This window comes from Rhodocytophaga aerolata (assembly GCF_030503435.1).
Classification (GTDB): domain Bacteria; phylum Bacteroidota; class Bacteroidia; order Cytophagales; family 172606-1; genus Rhodocytophaga; species Rhodocytophaga aerolata.
Map to the genome: position 1 here is coordinate 54,207 of NZ_JAUKPO010000032.1, position 18,921 is coordinate 73,127.

15 protein-coding genes are annotated in these 18,921 nt (G+C 42.4%); 13 read left to right on the top strand and 2 right to left on the bottom strand.

From position 1 onward, the window contains the following. Positions 1 to 912 precede the first annotated feature (912 nt). The 5 genes from Q0590_RS30100 to Q0590_RS30120 are packed head-to-tail and all read left to right on the top strand — an operon-like array spanning position 913 to position 5,051. A complete protein-coding gene (locus Q0590_RS30100) occupies positions 913 to 2,421 on the top strand; it encodes a CotH kinase family protein (RefSeq protein WP_302041366.1) in 1,509 nt (502 codons plus the stop codon). A gap of 52 nt (positions 2,422 to 2,473) precedes the next feature. After that, complete coding sequence (locus Q0590_RS30105; protein WP_302041367.1) at positions 2,474 to 2,956, top strand: hypothetical protein; 483 nt, start codon at positions 2,474 to 2,476, stop codon at positions 2,954 to 2,956. After that, a complete protein-coding gene (locus Q0590_RS30110; RefSeq protein ID WP_302041368.1) occupies positions 2,949 to 3,722 on the top strand; it encodes a polyphosphate polymerase domain-containing protein in 774 nt (257 codons plus the stop codon). The genes Q0590_RS30105 and Q0590_RS30110 overlap by 8 nt, the downstream gene beginning before the upstream one ends. Continuing rightward, the gene (locus Q0590_RS30115; RefSeq protein ID WP_302041369.1) at positions 3,719 to 4,390 is read left to right on the top strand and encodes a DUF4956 domain-containing protein; all 672 of its coding nucleotides are present in this window, start codon (positions 3,719 to 3,721) and stop codon (positions 4,388 to 4,390) included. The genes Q0590_RS30110 and Q0590_RS30115 overlap by 4 nt, the downstream gene beginning before the upstream one ends. Continuing rightward, complete coding sequence (locus Q0590_RS30120; protein ID WP_302041370.1) at positions 4,380 to 5,051, top strand: DUF2490 domain-containing protein; 672 nt, start codon at positions 4,380 to 4,382, stop codon at positions 5,049 to 5,051. The genes Q0590_RS30115 and Q0590_RS30120 overlap by 11 nt, the downstream gene beginning before the upstream one ends. Positions 5,052 to 5,302: 251 nt before the next feature. Here Q0590_RS30120 and Q0590_RS30125 read toward each other — a convergent pair whose 3' ends face one another. Further along, positions 5,303 to 5,689, bottom strand: coding sequence for a winged helix-turn-helix transcriptional regulator (locus Q0590_RS30125; RefSeq protein WP_302041371.1), 387 nt, complete (start codon positions 5,687 to 5,689; stop codon positions 5,303 to 5,305). Positions 5,690 to 5,795: 106 nt separating this feature from the next. Here Q0590_RS30125 and Q0590_RS30130 point away from each other — a divergent pair, with 106 nt between their 5' ends. The 3 genes from Q0590_RS30130 to Q0590_RS30140 all read left to right on the top strand — a co-directional run bounded on the left by Q0590_RS30130 (position 5,796) and on the right by Q0590_RS30140 (position 8,990). Next, positions 5,796 to 6,539 (top strand): SDR family oxidoreductase, encoded by a 744-nt coding sequence (locus Q0590_RS30130; RefSeq protein ID WP_302041372.1) that lies wholly within the window; start codon positions 5,796 to 5,798, stop codon positions 6,537 to 6,539. 485 nt (positions 6,540 to 7,024) lie between these two features. Further along, positions 7,025 to 8,023, top strand: a complete 999-nt coding sequence (locus tag Q0590_RS30135; protein WP_302041373.1) for an aldo/keto reductase — start codon at positions 7,025 to 7,027, stop codon at positions 8,021 to 8,023. Between the two features lie 70 nt (positions 8,024 to 8,093). Beyond that, positions 8,094 to 8,990: a helix-turn-helix domain-containing protein gene (locus tag Q0590_RS30140; protein ID WP_302041374.1), complete on the top strand. Its 897-nt coding sequence runs from the start codon at positions 8,094 to 8,096 to the stop codon at positions 8,988 to 8,990. A gap of 31 nt (positions 8,991 to 9,021) precedes the next feature. Here Q0590_RS30140 and Q0590_RS30145 read toward each other — a convergent pair whose 3' ends face one another. Then, on the bottom strand, positions 9,022 to 9,564 hold the full coding sequence (locus Q0590_RS30145) for an aldo/keto reductase (RefSeq protein WP_302041375.1): 543 nt from the start codon (positions 9,562 to 9,564) through the stop codon (positions 9,022 to 9,024). A gap of 380 nt (positions 9,565 to 9,944) precedes the next feature. On the opposite strand from Q0590_RS30145, the gene Q0590_RS30150 reads away from it, so the two are divergent. From Q0590_RS30150 to Q0590_RS30175, 5 genes are all read left to right on the top strand, one after another. Continuing rightward, positions 9,945 to 10,718 (top strand): SDR family NAD(P)-dependent oxidoreductase, encoded by a 774-nt coding sequence (locus tag Q0590_RS30150; protein ID WP_302041376.1) that lies wholly within the window; start codon positions 9,945 to 9,947, stop codon positions 10,716 to 10,718. Positions 10,719 to 10,814: 96 nt separating this feature from the next. Beyond that, a complete protein-coding gene (locus Q0590_RS30155; RefSeq protein ID WP_302041377.1) occupies positions 10,815 to 11,735 on the top strand; it encodes a helix-turn-helix domain-containing protein in 921 nt (306 codons plus the stop codon). A gap of 891 nt (positions 11,736 to 12,626) precedes the next feature. Continuing rightward, positions 12,627 to 15,695 (top strand): SusC/RagA family TonB-linked outer membrane protein, encoded by a 3,069-nt coding sequence (locus Q0590_RS30165; protein ID WP_302041378.1) that lies wholly within the window; start codon positions 12,627 to 12,629, stop codon positions 15,693 to 15,695. Between the two features lie 47 nt (positions 15,696 to 15,742). Next, the gene (locus tag Q0590_RS30170) at positions 15,743 to 17,491 is read left to right on the top strand and encodes a RagB/SusD family nutrient uptake outer membrane protein (protein WP_302041379.1); all 1,749 of its coding nucleotides are present in this window, start codon (positions 15,743 to 15,745) and stop codon (positions 17,489 to 17,491) included. 337 nt (positions 17,492 to 17,828) lie between these two features. Continuing rightward, the gene (locus Q0590_RS30175) at positions 17,829 to 18,656 is read left to right on the top strand and encodes an arylamine N-acetyltransferase family protein (RefSeq protein ID WP_302041380.1); all 828 of its coding nucleotides are present in this window, start codon (positions 17,829 to 17,831) and stop codon (positions 18,654 to 18,656) included. The last annotated feature ends 265 nt before the right edge of the window (positions 18,657 to 18,921 follow it).

Sequence of the window (18,921 nt, forward strand, 5' to 3'; positions counted from 1 at the left end):
TAAGTTTTTTTACCCTTTGGTGTATATCCCAATAGACCAGTAGACAATAATTATATATTAAATAGCTTTTTTGCTCTATCAATCAGGATAAGTGGCAACCCATACTATGACTAATTATACTTAGTTGTAATAGGCTACAAGGCAAAGACACTACCACAGTTAGCATTATGCTACCATTCCCATGACGATAATGTTCCGGCTCCTGCTCAGGTGGCAGATTAACATATAAAAGGCATATATAAACACATCAGCAGCAGGTTCATGAAAAAGAAACCAACTATAGCAAGCCAAGCTTTCAGAAGTGTTGCTAACGCAGTGTACAAAAGTATTCGTTTACTCTCATACCACTTCCATTGTAGGAAGAGCCAAGGGCGGCAATAAGCATTTTGTTGTAGCCACCGCTCATAAAATTGCTATCATTTACTATAAAATGGTTCGATACAAACAGAAAATCACACCGCTAGATTTGTTTGACAATCAGCAAACGTACAGGCTGGCTAGAATTGCTTATTTGTAGAAAATACTTGGGCAACGTAAGAGACGAGCTGCTTAATAAACACTAAAGAGTTATCTAGAAGCAACTGGTGGTAGAATTTTTTTTGATCAAATATTACCAGGGTGAAATTCAGCTGAAGCGTAAGATTCAACATGATTGATATGAAGCATATCTACTTATAGCAACGAAATCAGTTAGCCAGTTATATCGATCTTAAATGCCATGCTCCCTGCTATATACTACATCTTAAAATGATAACAATATCTTAATATTTTCTTAATGCTTGGTCTAGGTGAATTTCGGGTTCATCTATAAAAATGGCTTGTGGCTCTATTTTCGGTTATAGGGCTATACGTAGTTAATTGAAGATGAGCGTTATTTAGCTGTCAAAAGTATTATAGCCTTATATAAATTTTATGAAAGCTCTACGTTCGCTACTGCTTACGTGTATATGTATGTATGCAGCCATTTCTTGCAAAGATCCTGACTGGGACGAAAGAAATATTTCCACACCAGACTGGACAGAGGCCACACACAGCCAGGAAACTGCTCCTAATTATGAAGTTGTATTTGCACAAAATGAAGTGAATACGCTTGAAATAAGAATGACAAGCGGTGATTGGGAAAACATCCGGAAGGATATGCAGGAAAAATTTGGTGCAGATTTCGGAGCAGGCGGAGGGATGGGGGGAATACCTCCTGCAGGCTTTCCTGCTTTTGATTCTACTCAAACTTTCAATCCGCCTACAGGTGGTGGTTTTCCTGGAGGTAACGGCGGAGGTATTAATTTTGGTACTGAAGATCCGGACTATGTAGCCGTAGCTGTTTCCTTCAAAGGAAAAGAGTGGTATAAGGTAGGATTCCGCTTGAAAGGCAATTCTTCATTGAGCAGTGTCTGGCGGGAAGGCAACTATAAACTGCCCTTCCGTTTAGACTTTGATGAGTTTGAAGAAGAGTATCCTACGATCAAGAATCAGCGGTTTTATGGCTTTAATGAGCTTTCTTTTTCTCCCGGGTATACCGATAATACATTGATCCGGGAAAAAGTAGTAGCTGATATTTTCCGGCAGGCTGGTATTCCGGCTGCTCAAACCTCTTTCTACAAAGTATACATTTACTTTGGCGAAGGATTAAAATATTGTGGAGTTTATACACTGGTAGAGGTCATCGATGATACGATGGTGAAGTCACAGTTTGGTGAAGAGAGTGGCAATATTTATAAGCCTGAATCTACTTTTCAATCATTCAACCAGGAGCAATTCGAAAAGAAAAATAACAAAGAAGCCAATGATTATAGTGATGTGCAAGCAGCCATTACAGCACTAAATAGTACCAACCGCACAACAAATCCTACGCAATGGCGGACTGACCTGGAAGCTTCTTTTAATGTAAATCATTTTCTTAAGTGGCTGGCCGTGAATACTAGTATTGTCAACTGGGACGCCTATGGAGCTATGGCACATAACTATTATCTCTACAATGATCCGGGCAAAGGCCTCACCTGGATTCCCTGGGACCATAACATGTCAATGACTTCAGGTAGGGGAGGAATACCTGCTGCAGGAGGAGGTGGATTCCCAGGTGTAGGTATGGGAGGCATGAATCAAACTTTATCACTTTCTCTTTCAGAAGTGTCGCAACAATGGCCCCTGATCCGCTACCTGATGGATGATCCGGTATATAATGCCCAATATAAATCCTATGTGAAGGAGTTTACCGACAATGTGTTTAACACTTCCAATATGAATGAGTTATTCGAGCGAAATCACACATTGATATCTCCCTATGTAATTGGGCCTGAAGAAACTGAGCAGAAAAGTCATTCGCTCTTGAGTAGTACTGCCTCTTTCACGAGTGATTTGGCTACGCTTAAGCAGCATGTAACTACCCGGATTCAGGCTGTGAAAAACTATCTCGCCGAGTAACTTTTCAACGCACAAACTATCAACTTAAATTAAACTTAGGAGCATTTATTCTATGCAACGTATTCTCATACTTTTATTGGTTTTTATAGCTTATCAGGGAGTTTCCCAAAGTAAGAAAGACATCAAACAATATGATATTGTAGCTACAACGGAAGTAATCACGGAGTTTGTAGATGGGAAAGAAATTATCCGCAGCGATGCGTATAAAAAGTTTGACAAACACGGCAACGTAGTCGAGGAAATAAATTATGACAAGGTCGGCAGGATTAAAGAGAAAGTCGTCCGCAAATTCAACCATTTCCATGAGAAGGCAGAAGAAATCACTTATGATGCAAATAATAAGCAAACCGGTAAGGAAATTTACAAGTACGATGATCTGGGTGAGAAAGTAGAAGAGTATAAGTATGACGGCAATAATTTCCTGGTCAGCCGCTCTGTTTTCAAACTAGACCGCCGGGGACTTAAGTCAGAAAAAAAAACCTATGACAGCAAGGGAAATCTGATTCAGGTAAAAAAATACAAGTATAATGATTGACCTAGTTAGCCCAGGTATTATTGAATATGCCGGCGCTTTTGAATCTATTTCACTTGCCCAGATAGAGGCTGTAAAACTTATGAACCGGGTGGATGCTAAGTTTTTGATTCCTGTCTCTTTGCTGCCTGCTTTACTATCGGATTTGCTTCCTTCTTATCAAGTATTAGAGGTAAATAATTACCGGCTCTGTGAGTATCAAACCTTATATTTTGATACACCGGATTTTAGGCTATATCATGAACACCAGCGGGGACGGCACAACCGGTATAAAATCCGGCAGCGGTACTATGTGCAATCAGACACAGCCTTTACAGAGGTAAAGTTTAAAAATAATAAGGGTAGGACTATTAAGACCCGCATTCAAAACAAGCACTTTCCTGGTTTTGTCTTGGATGAGGAGAGTAAAACTTTCTTAGCAGAACAGACTCCTTTCAATCCAGCGTCCTTACAACCTATGCTTTGGGTAGACTACACCAGGTTAACCCTTGTGCACCGGACTAGTGTAGAAAGGCTTACACTGGACCTGAATCTCTCGTTCCGTAACGCTACAAGCCAGGAAAGTTATCCGCAAGTAGTAATAGCTGAAGTAAAACAGGAATCCCTCAGGAATTCTTATTTTCTGCATTTGATGAAACAGTACCAGTTGCGGGAAGGCTCCATAAGTAAGTACTGCCTGGGGGTAATTAGCCTCTACCATAGAATCAAGCAGAATCGATTTAAAGCAAAGTTAAGGTACCTGCAAAAATTAAATAGCCAATCAAGATGATTTTTTTACAAGACCTTGCTTCACCAGAGGTGGCAGAAAGTTTCCAGTTATTCAATAAACTGTCTGAAAAGTTTTTCTTGCGTCTGGGAATAGATGTGTTGTCGGTATTGATTCTGATCCGATTTATATATTACCGGATTTACCGCAAAGCTGATCTATTTCTGATGTTTTTTTCCTTCAATATCATCATATTCCTGATCACCTTCCTGCTAAACAAAGTGCAGATGTCTATAGGGGCAGCATTTGGTTTATTTGCTGTTTTCTCCATGCTCCGGTACCGTACCGAAGGCCTTTCTGCGAAAGACATGACCTATTTGTTTGTCGTCATATCAATGGGATTGCTTTCGGCTATAACCAAAGGAAGCTGGGACGAACTGGGTTTAATCAATGGAATGATTTTAATAAGTGTGCAGCTGCTGGATGGGAACTGGCTTATCAAACGAGAATTAACAAAAAAAATACATTACGACCGCATTGATCTAATCCTGCCTTCCATGTGCGGCGAACTACTCGACGACCTGCGCAAGCGTACAGGTTTAGCTATTCATCGGGTAGATATTATGGAAATGGATCTGTTAAAAGACACAGCTCTTCTGGTTATATACTATTACCCTTCACCAATGAAATATGAGCATTTTGCAAAACCTGTGGACTCTTATGCAGAGTAGAAAATTATTACTGCTGATTGCAAGCCTATACCTGCTGTATCCTTTACAATGCGTAGCTCAAGAATTTGACCTGGGCCTTTGGACTGGAATAAATGTAGAGAAAAAGTTTAAGAAATCGTTTGCTGTCCACCTGAATACGCAACTTAGGTTAGGCGAAAATCTATCCGTTACAAGGTCTTATCTGGGAGAACTAGGTGTATCCTATGCATTCAACAAACACTGGGAAATTACCGGCTATTACCGGTATACTGGCAGACGCAAATTCAATGAGGAAATCTTAGACCACTACTACCGCACCTACCACCGGTTTTATGCCGATGTTTCCTATGACCGGAAAATTTGGAAACTTAAACTGGATTATCGCTTGCGGTACCAGCATCAATTTAGAGATGATGATACAAGCATGGAAGCAGATGATAGTTACTTACGCAACAAGTTGGAAATATCATATCCGAATAAAACACGCTTGGTGCCTTACCTTTCTACTGATATTTTTTACCAGTTAGGTACAGGGTTTGAACAAATGCGCAACAAAGCTGGTGTAGAGATAATTCTTGATCGTCATCAACGCATTGACTTCTATGGATTTACTGACTATCAATTGATAGATATGCAGAAGAACCAGCTAATACTAGGATTGATGTACAAGGTGAAATTTTAATTTATATAAGTTCAAATCAGTTGGAGTAGTCAAGTGATTAACCAAAATGGATTTGGCTGTAAATGAAAGTAACTTTAGGGGGTTAATCCACCTTTACTGCAGTTAAAACCGACAAATCAGTTATAGATTCTTTATCCGGAGTCAAGTGTGGTTTGAACTCTCAACCTGTATTTTTTATTTAGGTCTCTATAGTAATATAGGGAGTTTTGTCTGCCTATACCACTAGAAAACTCCTTCCAGCTAACAAGGCTTTATTTTCCAATAATTTTTTTTCGGTGTTCCATTCCCCACGCTGTCAGATTGTTAATGATGGTCTTTAAGGTTAGGCCATGTTCGGTAAGCTCATACTGAACACTTACAGGCTGTGTGTCCAAAACAGTCCGTTTAATCAATTGATTAATTTCCAGTTCTTTTAGTTCTTTACTCAACATCTTATTGGAAATACCGGCTACATCATTCAAGATGTCAGAAAAGCGCCTTTTGTTGTAATAGCAAATAGAGGAGATAATAGCAATTTTCCATTTCCCATTGAGCACATCCATTGAATCCTGGACAGCCTTCATCTCTTTTTTGTGTTCTGCTTTGTCTTCTTTTGATTGAAGTTTCTTGCACTCCAACTCCATACTGTTAAATGGCATGAGGTTACTTGGTTACCTGGATGTTACAGTTACTTTTATATACCAAGTTACCAAAATAAATTCACTTGAGCTAACATTGTAGCTCAAGTATTAAATACGATTAACAATGAATTTCACAAATAAAAATGTAGTCATTACAGGCGGAAGCACCGGAATTGGATTAGCAACCGCAAAAGCATTTATCAGTGCAGGGGCAAACGTTTGGATTACAAGTAGAAAAGCTGACAATCTTCAAAAAGCAAATCTGGAAATTAACAGCCCCAAGTTGAAAACGGTAGTTTCCGACACTTCAACCCTGGCAGGGATTGGCGTGTTGGAAAAAGCCGTTGCAGAAACTGGAAACAAACTAGACGTGCTATTCCTGAATGCGGGAATAGGCGCATTTGCACCCATTGAACAAGCAACGGAAGCAGATTTTGATGCACAATTCAATACCAATGTAAAGGGTCATTTCTTCACCTTGCAAAAATTACTTCCGCATTTAACAAATGGATCGGTAGTAATATTTACTTCATCAACGGCCGCCACTGCTGCAAACCTTGGATCTAGTGTATATGCTGCAACCAAGGGTGCGCTCAATAAAATCGCCCAGATTGCAGCAAATGAATTGGCAGAAAGAAAAATCAGGGTCAACATTATTAGTCCGGGGCCTATTGCAACCCTAGGCCTGACGAGTGTCGTACCGACAGAAGCGCAAGGTTTTTTAGCTGGCGCTACCGCCTTGCAAAGGCTTGGCAATCCCGATGAGATTGCTAACACCGTGTTGTTTCTAGCTTCTGATGCGGCCAGCTTTATTACCGGAACTGAGATTGTGGTTGATGGCGGTTACCTTAGCTATGCATTAAAATAAAGTAACCTTAAAGGAAATCTAGCCAGGGCAGAAAGCGGTGAAATGCCGCTTTTTCCATTTCAGACTGATTTGTTTTCCTTTTTTAAAGATAAGTCAAAAAACAGAGACAATTGCAGGCATCCGAGCCTGAGCATGTTGCTTGGTGCCATTTAATCTTAAACTTTGTAGGCTAGACTAAAAGGCATTTTATGTTAGAATACGGCCTGACTCTGATGTATACACCCCAATGGGAGGTCCACTAAGTACCTTAATGATTACCGGATACACCCTTTGGGGTGACCACTAAATTTAGGTACCTTCAATGCAGTTGCTTTATCTTTCTGTCATCTGTCGGAAAAATGCGAGGGTATAATTCTCCTCCTTTCTACTATTTACCATACCCTTGATTTGCATACAATCTTCAGGGATTTGCATACAGCCTTTTGTGTGATTTTATCGACTTTTGCTATGGTAACATTTATTATATTAAAATGAGCATTATGGAAATGAAGAAAATAAAATTAGGTAATCAAGGCCTGGTTGTCCCCACCATTGGCTTAGGCTGTATGGGGATGACCGGATTTGAAGAAGGGCACATGTATGGGCAAGCCGATGAGCAGGAAGCCATTGCTACCATCCACCGGTCACTGGAATTAGGGGGCAATTTTTTGGACACGGCAGACCTATATGGTCCCTTAAAAAATGAGCAGCTTATTGCCAAGGCTATCCGGGGAAATCGCAATGCATACATTATCGCTACCAAATTTGGTTGGGAAATCGATGATAATAACAAAGTAACCTGGGCCATCAACGGGAAAAAAGCCTATGTAAAAAAAGCGTTAGAGCGTTCTCTGAAAAATCTTCACACGGATTATATTGACTTGTACTACCTGCACCGGCTTGATAAAAACACCCCCATTGAAGAAACAGTGGAAGCCATGAGTGAGTTAGTGAAAGAAGGAAAAGTAGGATACCTGGGTTTATCTGAAGTATCTTCACAGACGCTAAAAAGAGCGTATGCCGTTCACCCCATTACCGCCCTACAAAGTGAATATTCCTTATTTGAGCGTAGCGTGGAAGAACGCGGCGTGTTGCAAACGCTGCATGAACTAGGAATAGGTTTCGTTGCATATTCTCCGTTAGGGCGTGGGTTTTTGTCCGGGCAGATCCGCAGCCTAGAGGATTTACCGGAAAATGATTTCCGCCGGGCCATTCCCAGGTTTGGGGCAGCCCACTTTTACAAGAACATAGAGTTAGTGAAAGCTATTGAAGCAATGGCCGAAGAAAAAAAGGTTACCTCCTCCCAACTGGCGCTGGCTTGGATCATCAGCAAAGGCATTGTTCCTATTCCGGGAACTAAACGCAGAAAATACCTGGAACAAAACATAGCGGCTACTGCGATTCAGTTGAGCGCAGAAGACCTTCTAAAACTGGAAAGTATTGTACCTTTGGGTACGGATACGGGAAAGCCCTATGATGAATTTAGTATGGGCCTTATCGATTAATATTTTTTAATGACTGCATCATTTGATGATGCAGTCATTAATTACCTTTTGTTACCTATATATTCATTTTATGAACTCGATTAAATCTATTTCAGCCTTTCACCGCTTGTTATCCTTACCGGAGCCCCGCCATCCGCTGGTGAGCGTCATTAATCTGGCAGAAAGCAAGTTTTTTGAAGATGAGGTATGGAAAGGATTTGTCAACCTTTTTTATTGTGTTGCCCTAAAAAGAGAAGCCAAAGGCAAAATAAAGTATGGCCAGCAACACTACGATTATGATAAGGGCGTATTAAGTTTTACCGCACCTAAGCAGGTGCAATCGTTGGATGTAGCCAACATGGAATGTGGTTCGGGCTATCTGCTTATCTTTCATCCGGATTTTTTACTCAATCATTCTCTGGCAAGTTACATGCACAGATATGGTTTTTTCTCCTACTCGGTCAACGAGGCACTTCACCTGTCCGCTGAAGAAGAAGAGGATCTGATTACCATTCTCGACAAGATCCACAAGGAATGCCTCCACATTGATAAACATACCCAAGAGATCATCTTATCACAAATTGAATTACTGCTCAACTATTCCAATCGTTTTTACGAGCGGCAGTTCATTACCCGAAAACACAACAATTCTCAGCTGCTTGCCAAATTTGAACAATTGCTAGAGGAGTATTTTGATACGGATATCGTAGCCCGTCAAGGCCTTTTGACCGTACAATATATAGCCGAGCGCATGAACCTGTCACCCAACTACCTGAGCGACCTGTTACGGGTGCACACAGGCCAAAACACTCAGCAACATATTCATGAAAAGCTGATTGAGAAAGCCAAGGAAAAGCTTTCTACTACTGGCTTATCGGTGAGCGAAATTGCGTATGGGTTGGGCTTTGAACACGCCCAATCTTTCAGTACCCTTTTTAAAAAGAAAACCAACCTGTCGCCTTTAGCGTTTCGGCAGGCATTTAACTGACAGGTACAGGTTACTACTGCGAGCAGGAAACTCACTTTTCCACTCCTTTACACGATGAGTCTTTTCCGGGTATAGGTTGGCTAAGAATTCCTCTGATTGACATTATTTTTAAGTTACGCACTTTGCCTTCTTTGATCAGGTCGGCAACCGTACCAATTACCTCTTCTACTGGAACACTAGTATCCAGTCTGCAGGGCTGATACAGATCAATTGTATCCACGCCCAAACGCACCAACGAATAGTTAATGAAGTTCTTGATAGCAATGGGCCGCAAATCCAAACCAATCCACTCCCCGTTGTGAAAAATAGCCCCAAACTTAACACCGATAAAAGCCTCATCTCTTCTGCTTTCGATGGCTTTGCCTACGAGCAGTTCATTGTGGCCGGCACCATAGAAATCGCCTGTATTTAAAAAAATAATGTCCCTATCTAATGCCATCTGGATGGTAGCAATACTTTCCTTTTCATCCTTCACAGGGCTTCCCCAAACTGGCGACATACGCATGCAACCTAATCCGAGTTTAGACACCATTGGGCCATTTTTGCCCAGAGCAATCTTTGTTATTGTTGTCATTCTACTTGTTGTTTAATAGAGTAATGACACAAAGGTAAAGGATGCCTAACATAACAGGTTTCTTCTATGGCTCAAATTGCTTGCGTCTGTAGCTCAGTGTTACGCTGCAGAAGGGGTAATGCTAAACACATTCATTGTTTTATATGCTGCGCGTGCTTGTTGCATAACCGTCTAACGATAGAAAAACAAGCAACAGAAACTCAACAAGGGGTTCAAAGGATAATGGTTGTTACTCAACGTTAAACAGGAATAGAAATCGTCTTGAGCGTACATTAATTTGGTATACACTTCATTTCGGTTACAAATGTCCTTGATTTGGTTATCTTGAAAAAATAATAATTTCTGAGTTTTGCATTGTTCATTCATTAATTATTATTCTTATGGAAAATCAAATTGGATCATCCGCAAACAATCAATTAGTTGCCCTTGTCACCGGCGCCAACCAGGGGGTAGGCTTCCAGATCGCAAAAGCACTTGCTGCTAATGGATATAGTGTATATGTTGGGTCACGGAACCTGAAAAATGGGGAAAAGGCGGCTGCTGAAATAGGTACCAATGCCTATGCTATCCAACTGGATGTAACTCAGCCATCAACTATCCGTGCCACTGCAAATCGTATTGAGAAGGAACATGGCCGCCTGGACCTGCTGGTCAACAATGCAGGGATATCCCATGCCGGCAAGCCTGGCCGCACCTTGGAAGAAATAACCGAGGATGGCCGTGCCAGCACTGCCTCACTGGATGAGGTCCGGACGGTCTGGGAAACCAATGTATTTGGTGTTATTGCCGTTACGCAAGCTATGCTGCCTCTGCTACGGAAATCATCGGCAGCCCGGATTGTCAATGTATCCAGTGGCCTGGGTTCCCTTACCTGGATAGCTGATCCGGCTTGCTGGGCCAGAGAACATTTTGGGGTTGTATATGCCGCCTCAAAAACGGCCCTTAATGCGGTTACTATGGCTTTTGCTATCGAACTGGAAAAAGAAAACATTAAGGTCAATGCCGTCAGTCCCGGCTTTACGGCCACAGCGCTGAATAACTTTCAGGGTACCGACTCAGTGGAGGTAGGTTCGCGTGAACCGGTCCGGGTAGCATTGGAAACCGATGGCCCAACGGCTACCTTTACCGGACCGGAAGGCTCCCTTCCATGGTAATCCATGTTCATCAGGTACTCGAAAGCACGTTATCCCAAACTATAATTTATGACCGGTGACTGCAACACGCATCGGTCATAGGTAGTATCTTTCCACATGAAAAATGAAATGTCAAAAGTCAGCAAATTAGAGTCTATCCCGGAGATGCACCGGATGTTGGGACTTCCAGGTCCTGTTCACCCATTGATCAGTTTGTTAAATTTTACAGAAAGACAGATCGACATGAACCGGCTTCCGGAGAGCTATGTGGCAGGTTTCTATAAGATCTCTTTCATCACCAAATTGGGTGGAAAGTTCAGGTATGGCCAGGGCTATTATGATTTTGATGAAGGGAGCATCTTATTCACTGCACCAAACCAGGTGGTAGGCAGCGTTCGGGAAAATTATGAGAACAACCAAGGTTATTCGCTGATCATCCACCCGGATTTCCTGCAAGGCTATCCATTGGCTAACAAGATCAAAAACTACGGTTTCTTTTCATACGCTAGCAACGAGGCGCTGCATTTGTCCGAGCAAGAAAGAGCCACTATGCTGTCTATCTATAACATCTTACGCGAAGAATTAAACAGCCGCATCGACGACTTTAGCCATGAGGTAATCATCGCTCAGATCGAGTTGCTACTAAGCTATGCCAAGCGTTTTTATAAGCGTCAGTTCTTAACCCGGCAGGCAGTGAGTAGCGAGCTACTTGAGCAATTGGAAGAGTTGCTAAGCACTTATTTCGAGGAGGATAAGCCACTTATCCATGGGGTACCCACCGTACAGTACCTGGCAGAGCACTTGAACGTTACCCCCAATTACTTAAGCGATATGCTGCGTTCACTCACTGGCCTTAGCGCACAAGGGCATATCCATCAAAAGCTAATTGAAAGATCAAAGGAATTACTGTCTACCACAAACCTTTCAATCAGCGAGGTGGCATACCAGTTAGGTTTTGAACACCCGCAATCGTTCAGCAGGCTGTTCAAAATAAAAACCCATACATCGCCTGTGCAATTCAGATCGGCTTTCAATTAATCTCATCCACACACAAGAATGAATATTCTATAAAAACTTACCCACTATAACATACTTTGTTGCTTTTAGCCTAACTGGGAGTTTAGTACCATATTAAAAGGGTAGGTTGAGTGCTCGGATTAATTAAAGGATTGCCTGAATTCCAGAGGCGAAAGCTTGGTTTTGGCCTTAAATAGTTTGCTGAATGATTGTGAATGTTCGAGCCTTAGCTCTTAGGCTACTTCATTTACTGATTAAAGCTTCTTAATTGCTTAAAAATTTACTGTCAATAGGCTTACCTAAAGGGTGTGTACTTTGGAGAGTACAAGAATTAAGGCAGACCTTATGATGCGGCATTCGTACTTTTACAACCATAATACCATAAAATACAATAATAGACAACAGGGATAAAATCGGCCGGCTAATGGGCAATTATGAATGGAATTAGCCCACATTATTCTTTTGTTGAGCTTTTTAATTCATTGATAGCAGTAGGAAAGCAAGGCAAAGCTACCTGCTAAGTCCGCTCTTTGTCCTTCCTGCACTTTTTCAGAGCAACCTTCTTTATTCATTCCCTTCCCAATCCTTATACTATGGTAATACCAATATTTTACTTTTTTACAGAAGCTAACAGACGGTTTTATGCTAGGCATTAATAGTTAGACAACTTTTTAATAATAATTTGATAACCGCTTGCAAAAGGAGGATCTTTTCCGATGTCCCTACTTTTGCCCCATGTTTGGTGTTTTGCTTGTTCTTTCCTGCCACTTGGCTATCGCTCCTTTTCAGGATATAGATTTAACTACTTGCCTACGCTTGCTTTTTGCAGGTAATTCTTGACAGAAACTCCTGTGTTTAACTGAATCTCTAAACTCTCTAAAACTATTTTAATTAACTAACCTACCACAAACTATGAAAAAGAAGCTACTAAAAATGCCTATTTGCTGGCAGCGTATTTGGCGGATTGGATTGCTCCATTGCCTCTTCTCCCTACCTGTAGTTGGCAGCTATGCCCAACAACCGGCAATGGGATCGGTTCAAGCTCAGAAACAGACTATCCGGGGAATAGTTACCGACGCTGACACCAAAGAGCCTATACCAGGTGTAGCTGTCCTTATAAAAGGTTCCCAACGAGGCACTACCACGGATGCGCAAGGAGCTTACAGCCTGGAAGTCGCTAATGCAGAATCTTTACTAGTATTTAGCTTCGTAGGCTTTGTACCCCAGGAGGTAAAAGCCGGCAACCAGACTCAACTCAATATAGCGCTCCAACCGGATACCAAAGCCTTGCAAGAGGTAGTGGTGGTAGGGTATGGTACCCAAAAAAGGTCAGACGTTACCGGTTCCATTGCATCTGTGAATAGTGAAAGTTTTAACAGAGGTGTGGTAACCAATCCTGGCGAACTTTTGCAGGGGAAACTGGCCGGTGTCTCCATTGCCGCAACTAGTGGCGAGCCCGGGGCTGCACAAGATATCATTATCCGGGGTATCGGTAGTTTGCGGTCCGGAACCCAGCCGCTTTATGTGGTTGATGGATTTTTACTGGACAATTCCTCCACAGGGGTTCCTACCAATCCTCTGAACTTTATTAACCCTAACGATATCGAAAGTATCGATGTGCTAAAGGATGCCAGTGCCACAGCCGTATATGGTTCCAGGGCATCCAATGGCGTGGTCGTAATTACCACTAAAAAAGGAAAGGGAAAACCGCAACTTACTTTTTCAGCTTCCACGGCTGTCTCGTCGATAGCCAAAAAACTAGATGTGTTCGATGCCGACGCTTTTCGCAGGCAAGTAGTGGCCGTGGATGGAACCCTGCAAGACCTTGGGGCCAATACAAACTGGCAAGATGAACTGACCCAAAGGGGGGTAGCCAATACACTCAATTTGTCTATGAGCGGAGCCGGCAGTGAGAATTTTTCCTACTTCACATCGGTAGGCTATCAGGACCAGGAAGGCATCCTGAAGAACAGCCGGCTAAAACGGTATTCTGGAAAGTTAAATATGAATCAACGGGCAATCAATGGCAGGTTAACTATAGATTATAATCTGACAGCCTCCCGCACCGAAAACTTGCGCCCGGACATACTATCAACCATCAGTGATATGCTTAGTTTGAACCCGACGATTCCGGCGTATACCAACGGTGTGCCTACCTTATTGCCTACGAATGCATTAAATCCCCTTACTAGGTTTGATTTATTTAGTGACATGGCCATTAATAACCGTATTCTGGCCAGCATTTCCCCATCTCTGGAAATAATCAACGGCCTTTCCTACAAGCTGAACCTGGGGGTGGATTATTCGGCTACCACCAGGAACGGACAGTACAAACCCTATCCGGCAGTGATCAATGAGTCGGATGTTTCTAACGGGGTACTGGATGCGGCCGTAAGCGGCAATACCAATCAACTGGTGGAGAATACGCTCACCTATACCTGGAACCGGGATGTGCACAATGTTACAGTTCTGGCAGGACATTCTTTTCAGAAATTTCTGGATGAAAGCAGAACCACTACATACCGCGGCTTTGCCACTAACAATGTTGAACCTATTTACCAGGACCATACCAGCACCGCTGTATTTCCTACAGCCGTAAATGCGGAAGCCATCAAAAATGAGCTGCAGTCTTTTTTCGGCAGAGTAAATTACGTATTCGCCAATAAATATATGTTTACCGGTACTTTACGTGCCGATGGGTCCTCCAAGTTCGGGGAGAACAACCGCTACGGATATTTCCCTTCTTTTGCCGTAGGATGGAATATCAGCAATGAGGAGTTCATGGCCAATTCGTTTTTCAATAACTTAAAGTTGCGTGCCAGCTGGGGCCAGACCGGCAACCAGGAAATTCCCTCTAAAATCACAAAAGCCAGTTATTTAGAGCAGCGCTTACAAACAGGGTCCGGAAGTACCAGTTCCTATCCCATTGATACCGATGCTACTGCATTGGAAGGGTATCCCTATGGAATCATATTTACACGGCTGGCAAACCCAAACCTGCAATGGGAGGTATCCACCCAAACAGATGTAGGCTTTGATTTCGCCTTCTTTAATTCCCGGTTGAGCGGTACATTGGATTATTTCAATAAAAAATCTTCCAATATACTTCTGGAAGTGGTTCCTGCCGATCCTGTTCAGCCTACCTCTACCTACTGGAACAATATTCCAAACATGATCATCCGCAACAATGGGGTTGAACTGACTTTGAATTACAGCAGCGAACCACAGCGTAACTTCTCTTATAACATCGGAGGGAATATTACCTATACCCAGAATAAAGTGCAAAATTCACCGTATGCCGTGCTGACCACAGGGGCAGCCCAGGGTTCCGGCCAGACTGGTGCCACCATTAATGGCTACATTAACAATGAGCCCTTAGGAGCCTTCTATATGTATCAGTTTGATGGCATTAATCCGGACAATGGCCAGAACCTATTCAGGGATACTAATGGAGATGGTCAACTATTAGACAATGACCGTCTGGTAGTAGGCAGTGCGATTCCTGACTTTATCTATGGGTTTTTCCTGAACTTGAAATACAAAGCTTTTGACCTGGGTTTCAATTTTAATGGGGTAGCAGGAAATAAGGTATATAATCACACAACCATGACCCTGTTCAGTAAAGCACAACTGGCCAAGTCGAATAATACAACCGGTTTTGCTGTTGAGTACCCCAACGAGGCGTTGAGCAATGCCAATACCGTATCTACCCGTTATCTGGAAAATGGCTCTTTCCTGCGGCTGAATAATGCTACTCTGGCCTATAACCTGAATTTAACAGGGACCAAGCTGGAAAATGTTTTCCAACGGATCAGCCTTACTTTAACCGGCCAGAACCTGTTTGTGATCACCGATTATTCCGGATTTGACCCTGAGGTTAACACAGGATCTGCTTCCAGTGGAATCCAGACTTTTGGCATCGACCGGTTTACCTATCCTAGAGCCAGAACATTCCTGCTCGGCCTGAATGTAGCCTTCTAAAAGCAAACAAATGATTTATTTCCTATCACGTTGAAAAACAGTTTACAATGAAAAATATACGAATTAATAAAACCTTACCGGTAGTTGTATTTTTACTGGCTTTCTTCGGTTGTACCACCCTGGAGGAAGCGGTCCTGGATGAGTCGCTGACAGGAGCCGGCCAGGCGGAAATTGTAAGTGGATCGGTAGCCCCGGTATACGGCCTTCTGCGGTCTGGGGTATGGTTGCATACGGTTAATTTTGGATTGCAGGAGGTAGCTTCTGATGAAGGCATTCTTCCCTACCGGGGGGGCACCGACTGGTTTGATGGGGGCAAGTTCATTGCGGTTCACCAGCATCTGATGACCCCCAGTAATAGCCTGGTAAGCGATACCTGGACACAAATTACGTTAACGTTATCAAGAGCCGTCATTGCGGCAGAAAGATTAAAACAAGAAGCTGCCACTGGTAACGCAAGTGCCCAGGATGGATATAATGAAATGGTAGCCATGAAGGCATACCTCAATATGCTGGCACTGGATAACTGGGGGCTTGTTTTTAAAAAAGAGCTTTCGGGCGAACGGTCCCAGATTTTACGCGGACAGGAAGCCATTCAGTACATTGAAAGCGAGCTTTTATCGGTGGTGGATGTACTTAAAAACGATAAGGGACCGGGCAGGTTAAACCAATATGCCGTAAAAGCTTTGCTGGCACGTTTGTATTTAAATGCAGCTGTTTATCGTAATCCGTATAGTACGCCTGACTTTAGAAAAGAGGATATGGATAAGGTGATACAATATACCACCGATATTATTTCCGGACCCTATTCCTTGTCTGCTGAATATTTTGATGTGTTTAGTGATAATAACCATACCAATCCCGAACTTATCTTTGCACTCGACCAGAGAGGCGTACTGGAGACCGAGCACCAGCGCTGGGCTTATTGGTCCATATCCGGTGATCAGGTGCCAAGACCGGAATTCCCCAACACCCGTGGCACGGATGCGGTGGCCGCTACTCCTGATTTTTACCAGACCTGGGTAGATGCCTACGGAAGTGTAGATCCTGCCGATGCGGATGCCCGTTTCTTTAAGAGAAATCAGATTATACCGGATGCACTGAAAGACCTGACTGGGGTAACGCCAGCCAATGATTCCCAGCATTATTATTGTGTGGAGGCCACTGACTTTGAAATGGACAGAGGAATACTCCGGGGTATTATATGGGGCCCCAGAAAAGATGGAGCAGGTAATATTCTCAGATGCGACGATGGTAAGGTGAGGATATATCCGGTGATCAACAGAAGAACGAGTGGGGCAAACCTGACCTATGTTGACCATACACGTACGGTTGATTTTTCTGGTCCGGGAAGTTTACATAACACCGGTTACCGGTTTTCAAAGTATCAGTTCAGTCATACGGCTCCCAACTGTTGCAGCTATAGTAACGTTGATCTGGTGTTGATCCGCCTGGGAGAGATGTACTTAATGCGTGCTGAGGCTAAGTTGAGAAATGGTGACAATGTCGGGGCTTTGGCCGATGTAAACACCTTGCGAACTTCCAGAAATGCCCGGCCTGATCAGACACCTGCCCCCTTGAATACCATTGACCTGGATATATTGTTCCGTGAATCGGGATTTGAACTTTACTGGGAAGGGTTTAGAAGAAATTATCAGATACGGTTTGGGAAATACGAGGGCAGCTGGACAGGAAAGACCGATAGCGATGTCAACAAAAGATTGTTCCCAATTCCCCAACGGGCAATAGATGGCGCTTCCAGTGAAGAAGGATTTTTAGTACAAAACCAGGGATATTAATTCAACATAGGAACAGAAAGAACCGGCAAGAAACAGAATTTTCTTGCCGGTTCTTTTTCAATACCTATTCATGTGCATAAGTTCCTAGAAAGGGGGATAAGTTAACACCTGTATAAGAATACTTATTTAGTGCGTGTATGACAAGCGGGAGAAGTAAGTTTGTTATATTGTTGGCAGGTCTAGCCAATGCTATCCACCATACCTATCCTATCTTTCCCTCTCTAGCCTGACAGCTTTTTGCTTAATAAAAACCAGTTTTTTACAGCTGCCATTGCCAACACAGGTCAGCTATTGCTTTTATGACCAAGCCTTTTGTATCTTTCCCTATACGATCTACATGCGTAACTTCTCGTATTCTTTTAGGTTGTATACCAGGTTGCCTAAAGGGCAAAAAGACAAAGTAATGAACACTCAGCTATATTTAAAACGGATTTACTATCCAGGAGAACTTACCCCCACTTTAGAAGTGCTCTCCCTTCTTCAACAAGCTCATCTGATGAGTGTTCCTTTCGAGAATCTTGCTATTCACTATAACATTACAATTGACCTGGCGCATTCATATGATAAAATTGTAGTTGAAAATAAAGGGGGATTTTGTTATGAGTTAAACGGGTTGTTTTACCAATTATTAACTACTCTTGGCTTTAACGTTAAGATGATTTCGGCAAGGGTATTTGCCCACGACGGCTATGGGCCAGAGTTTGACCATATGGCCATACTGGCAACAATTGATAATGATAAGTATCTTGTTGATGTAGGCTTTGGTGAATTTGCTTTTCATCCCTTACCTCTGAAAGTAAACCTTGTGCTTAAAGACCCAAGAGGCCTGTTCAAAATGGAGGTTACGGAAGAGAATGAGTGGGTAGTTAAAAAGAAGAATGCCGATGGAGACTTTATTCCAGAATATGTATTCTCTGAAAAAGAAAGACAAATAGAAGAATTTCTGCCCATGTGCCACTATCACCAGACAAGCAAAGAGTCTCATTTCACACAGAAACTCATTTGTAGCTTACCAACAACTGATGGTCGAATCACCTTAACAGGAAACAAATTTAAAATAACAACGCATCATACTGTCTCAGAAAAGCTGTTAACAACCCAAAGTGAAGTACAACAGATTTTACAAACGTATTTTAACATAAAGTATACTAAAGCTATCGGTTAATTTCAGGTCCTTCATTTTTTGACAGAACTGAAAACAATAGTGTATAATTTACGCTGAAAGGCTGAAGTATATAGTTTCAGCAAAGGGGCAGATATTTTAACTCATTATACAGTAAAGCCAATTTTCTAAAAATTGACTTACCCATAGCCTTACCAATAACTCAACCAGCAAAATATATTAGTTATCTTAAAATCCATTCATCAGACACAGCCTAGCATTCTTTCCAAAAGAGCTTGGCAGGCCAAGGTAGCTTTACAAGTAGCTG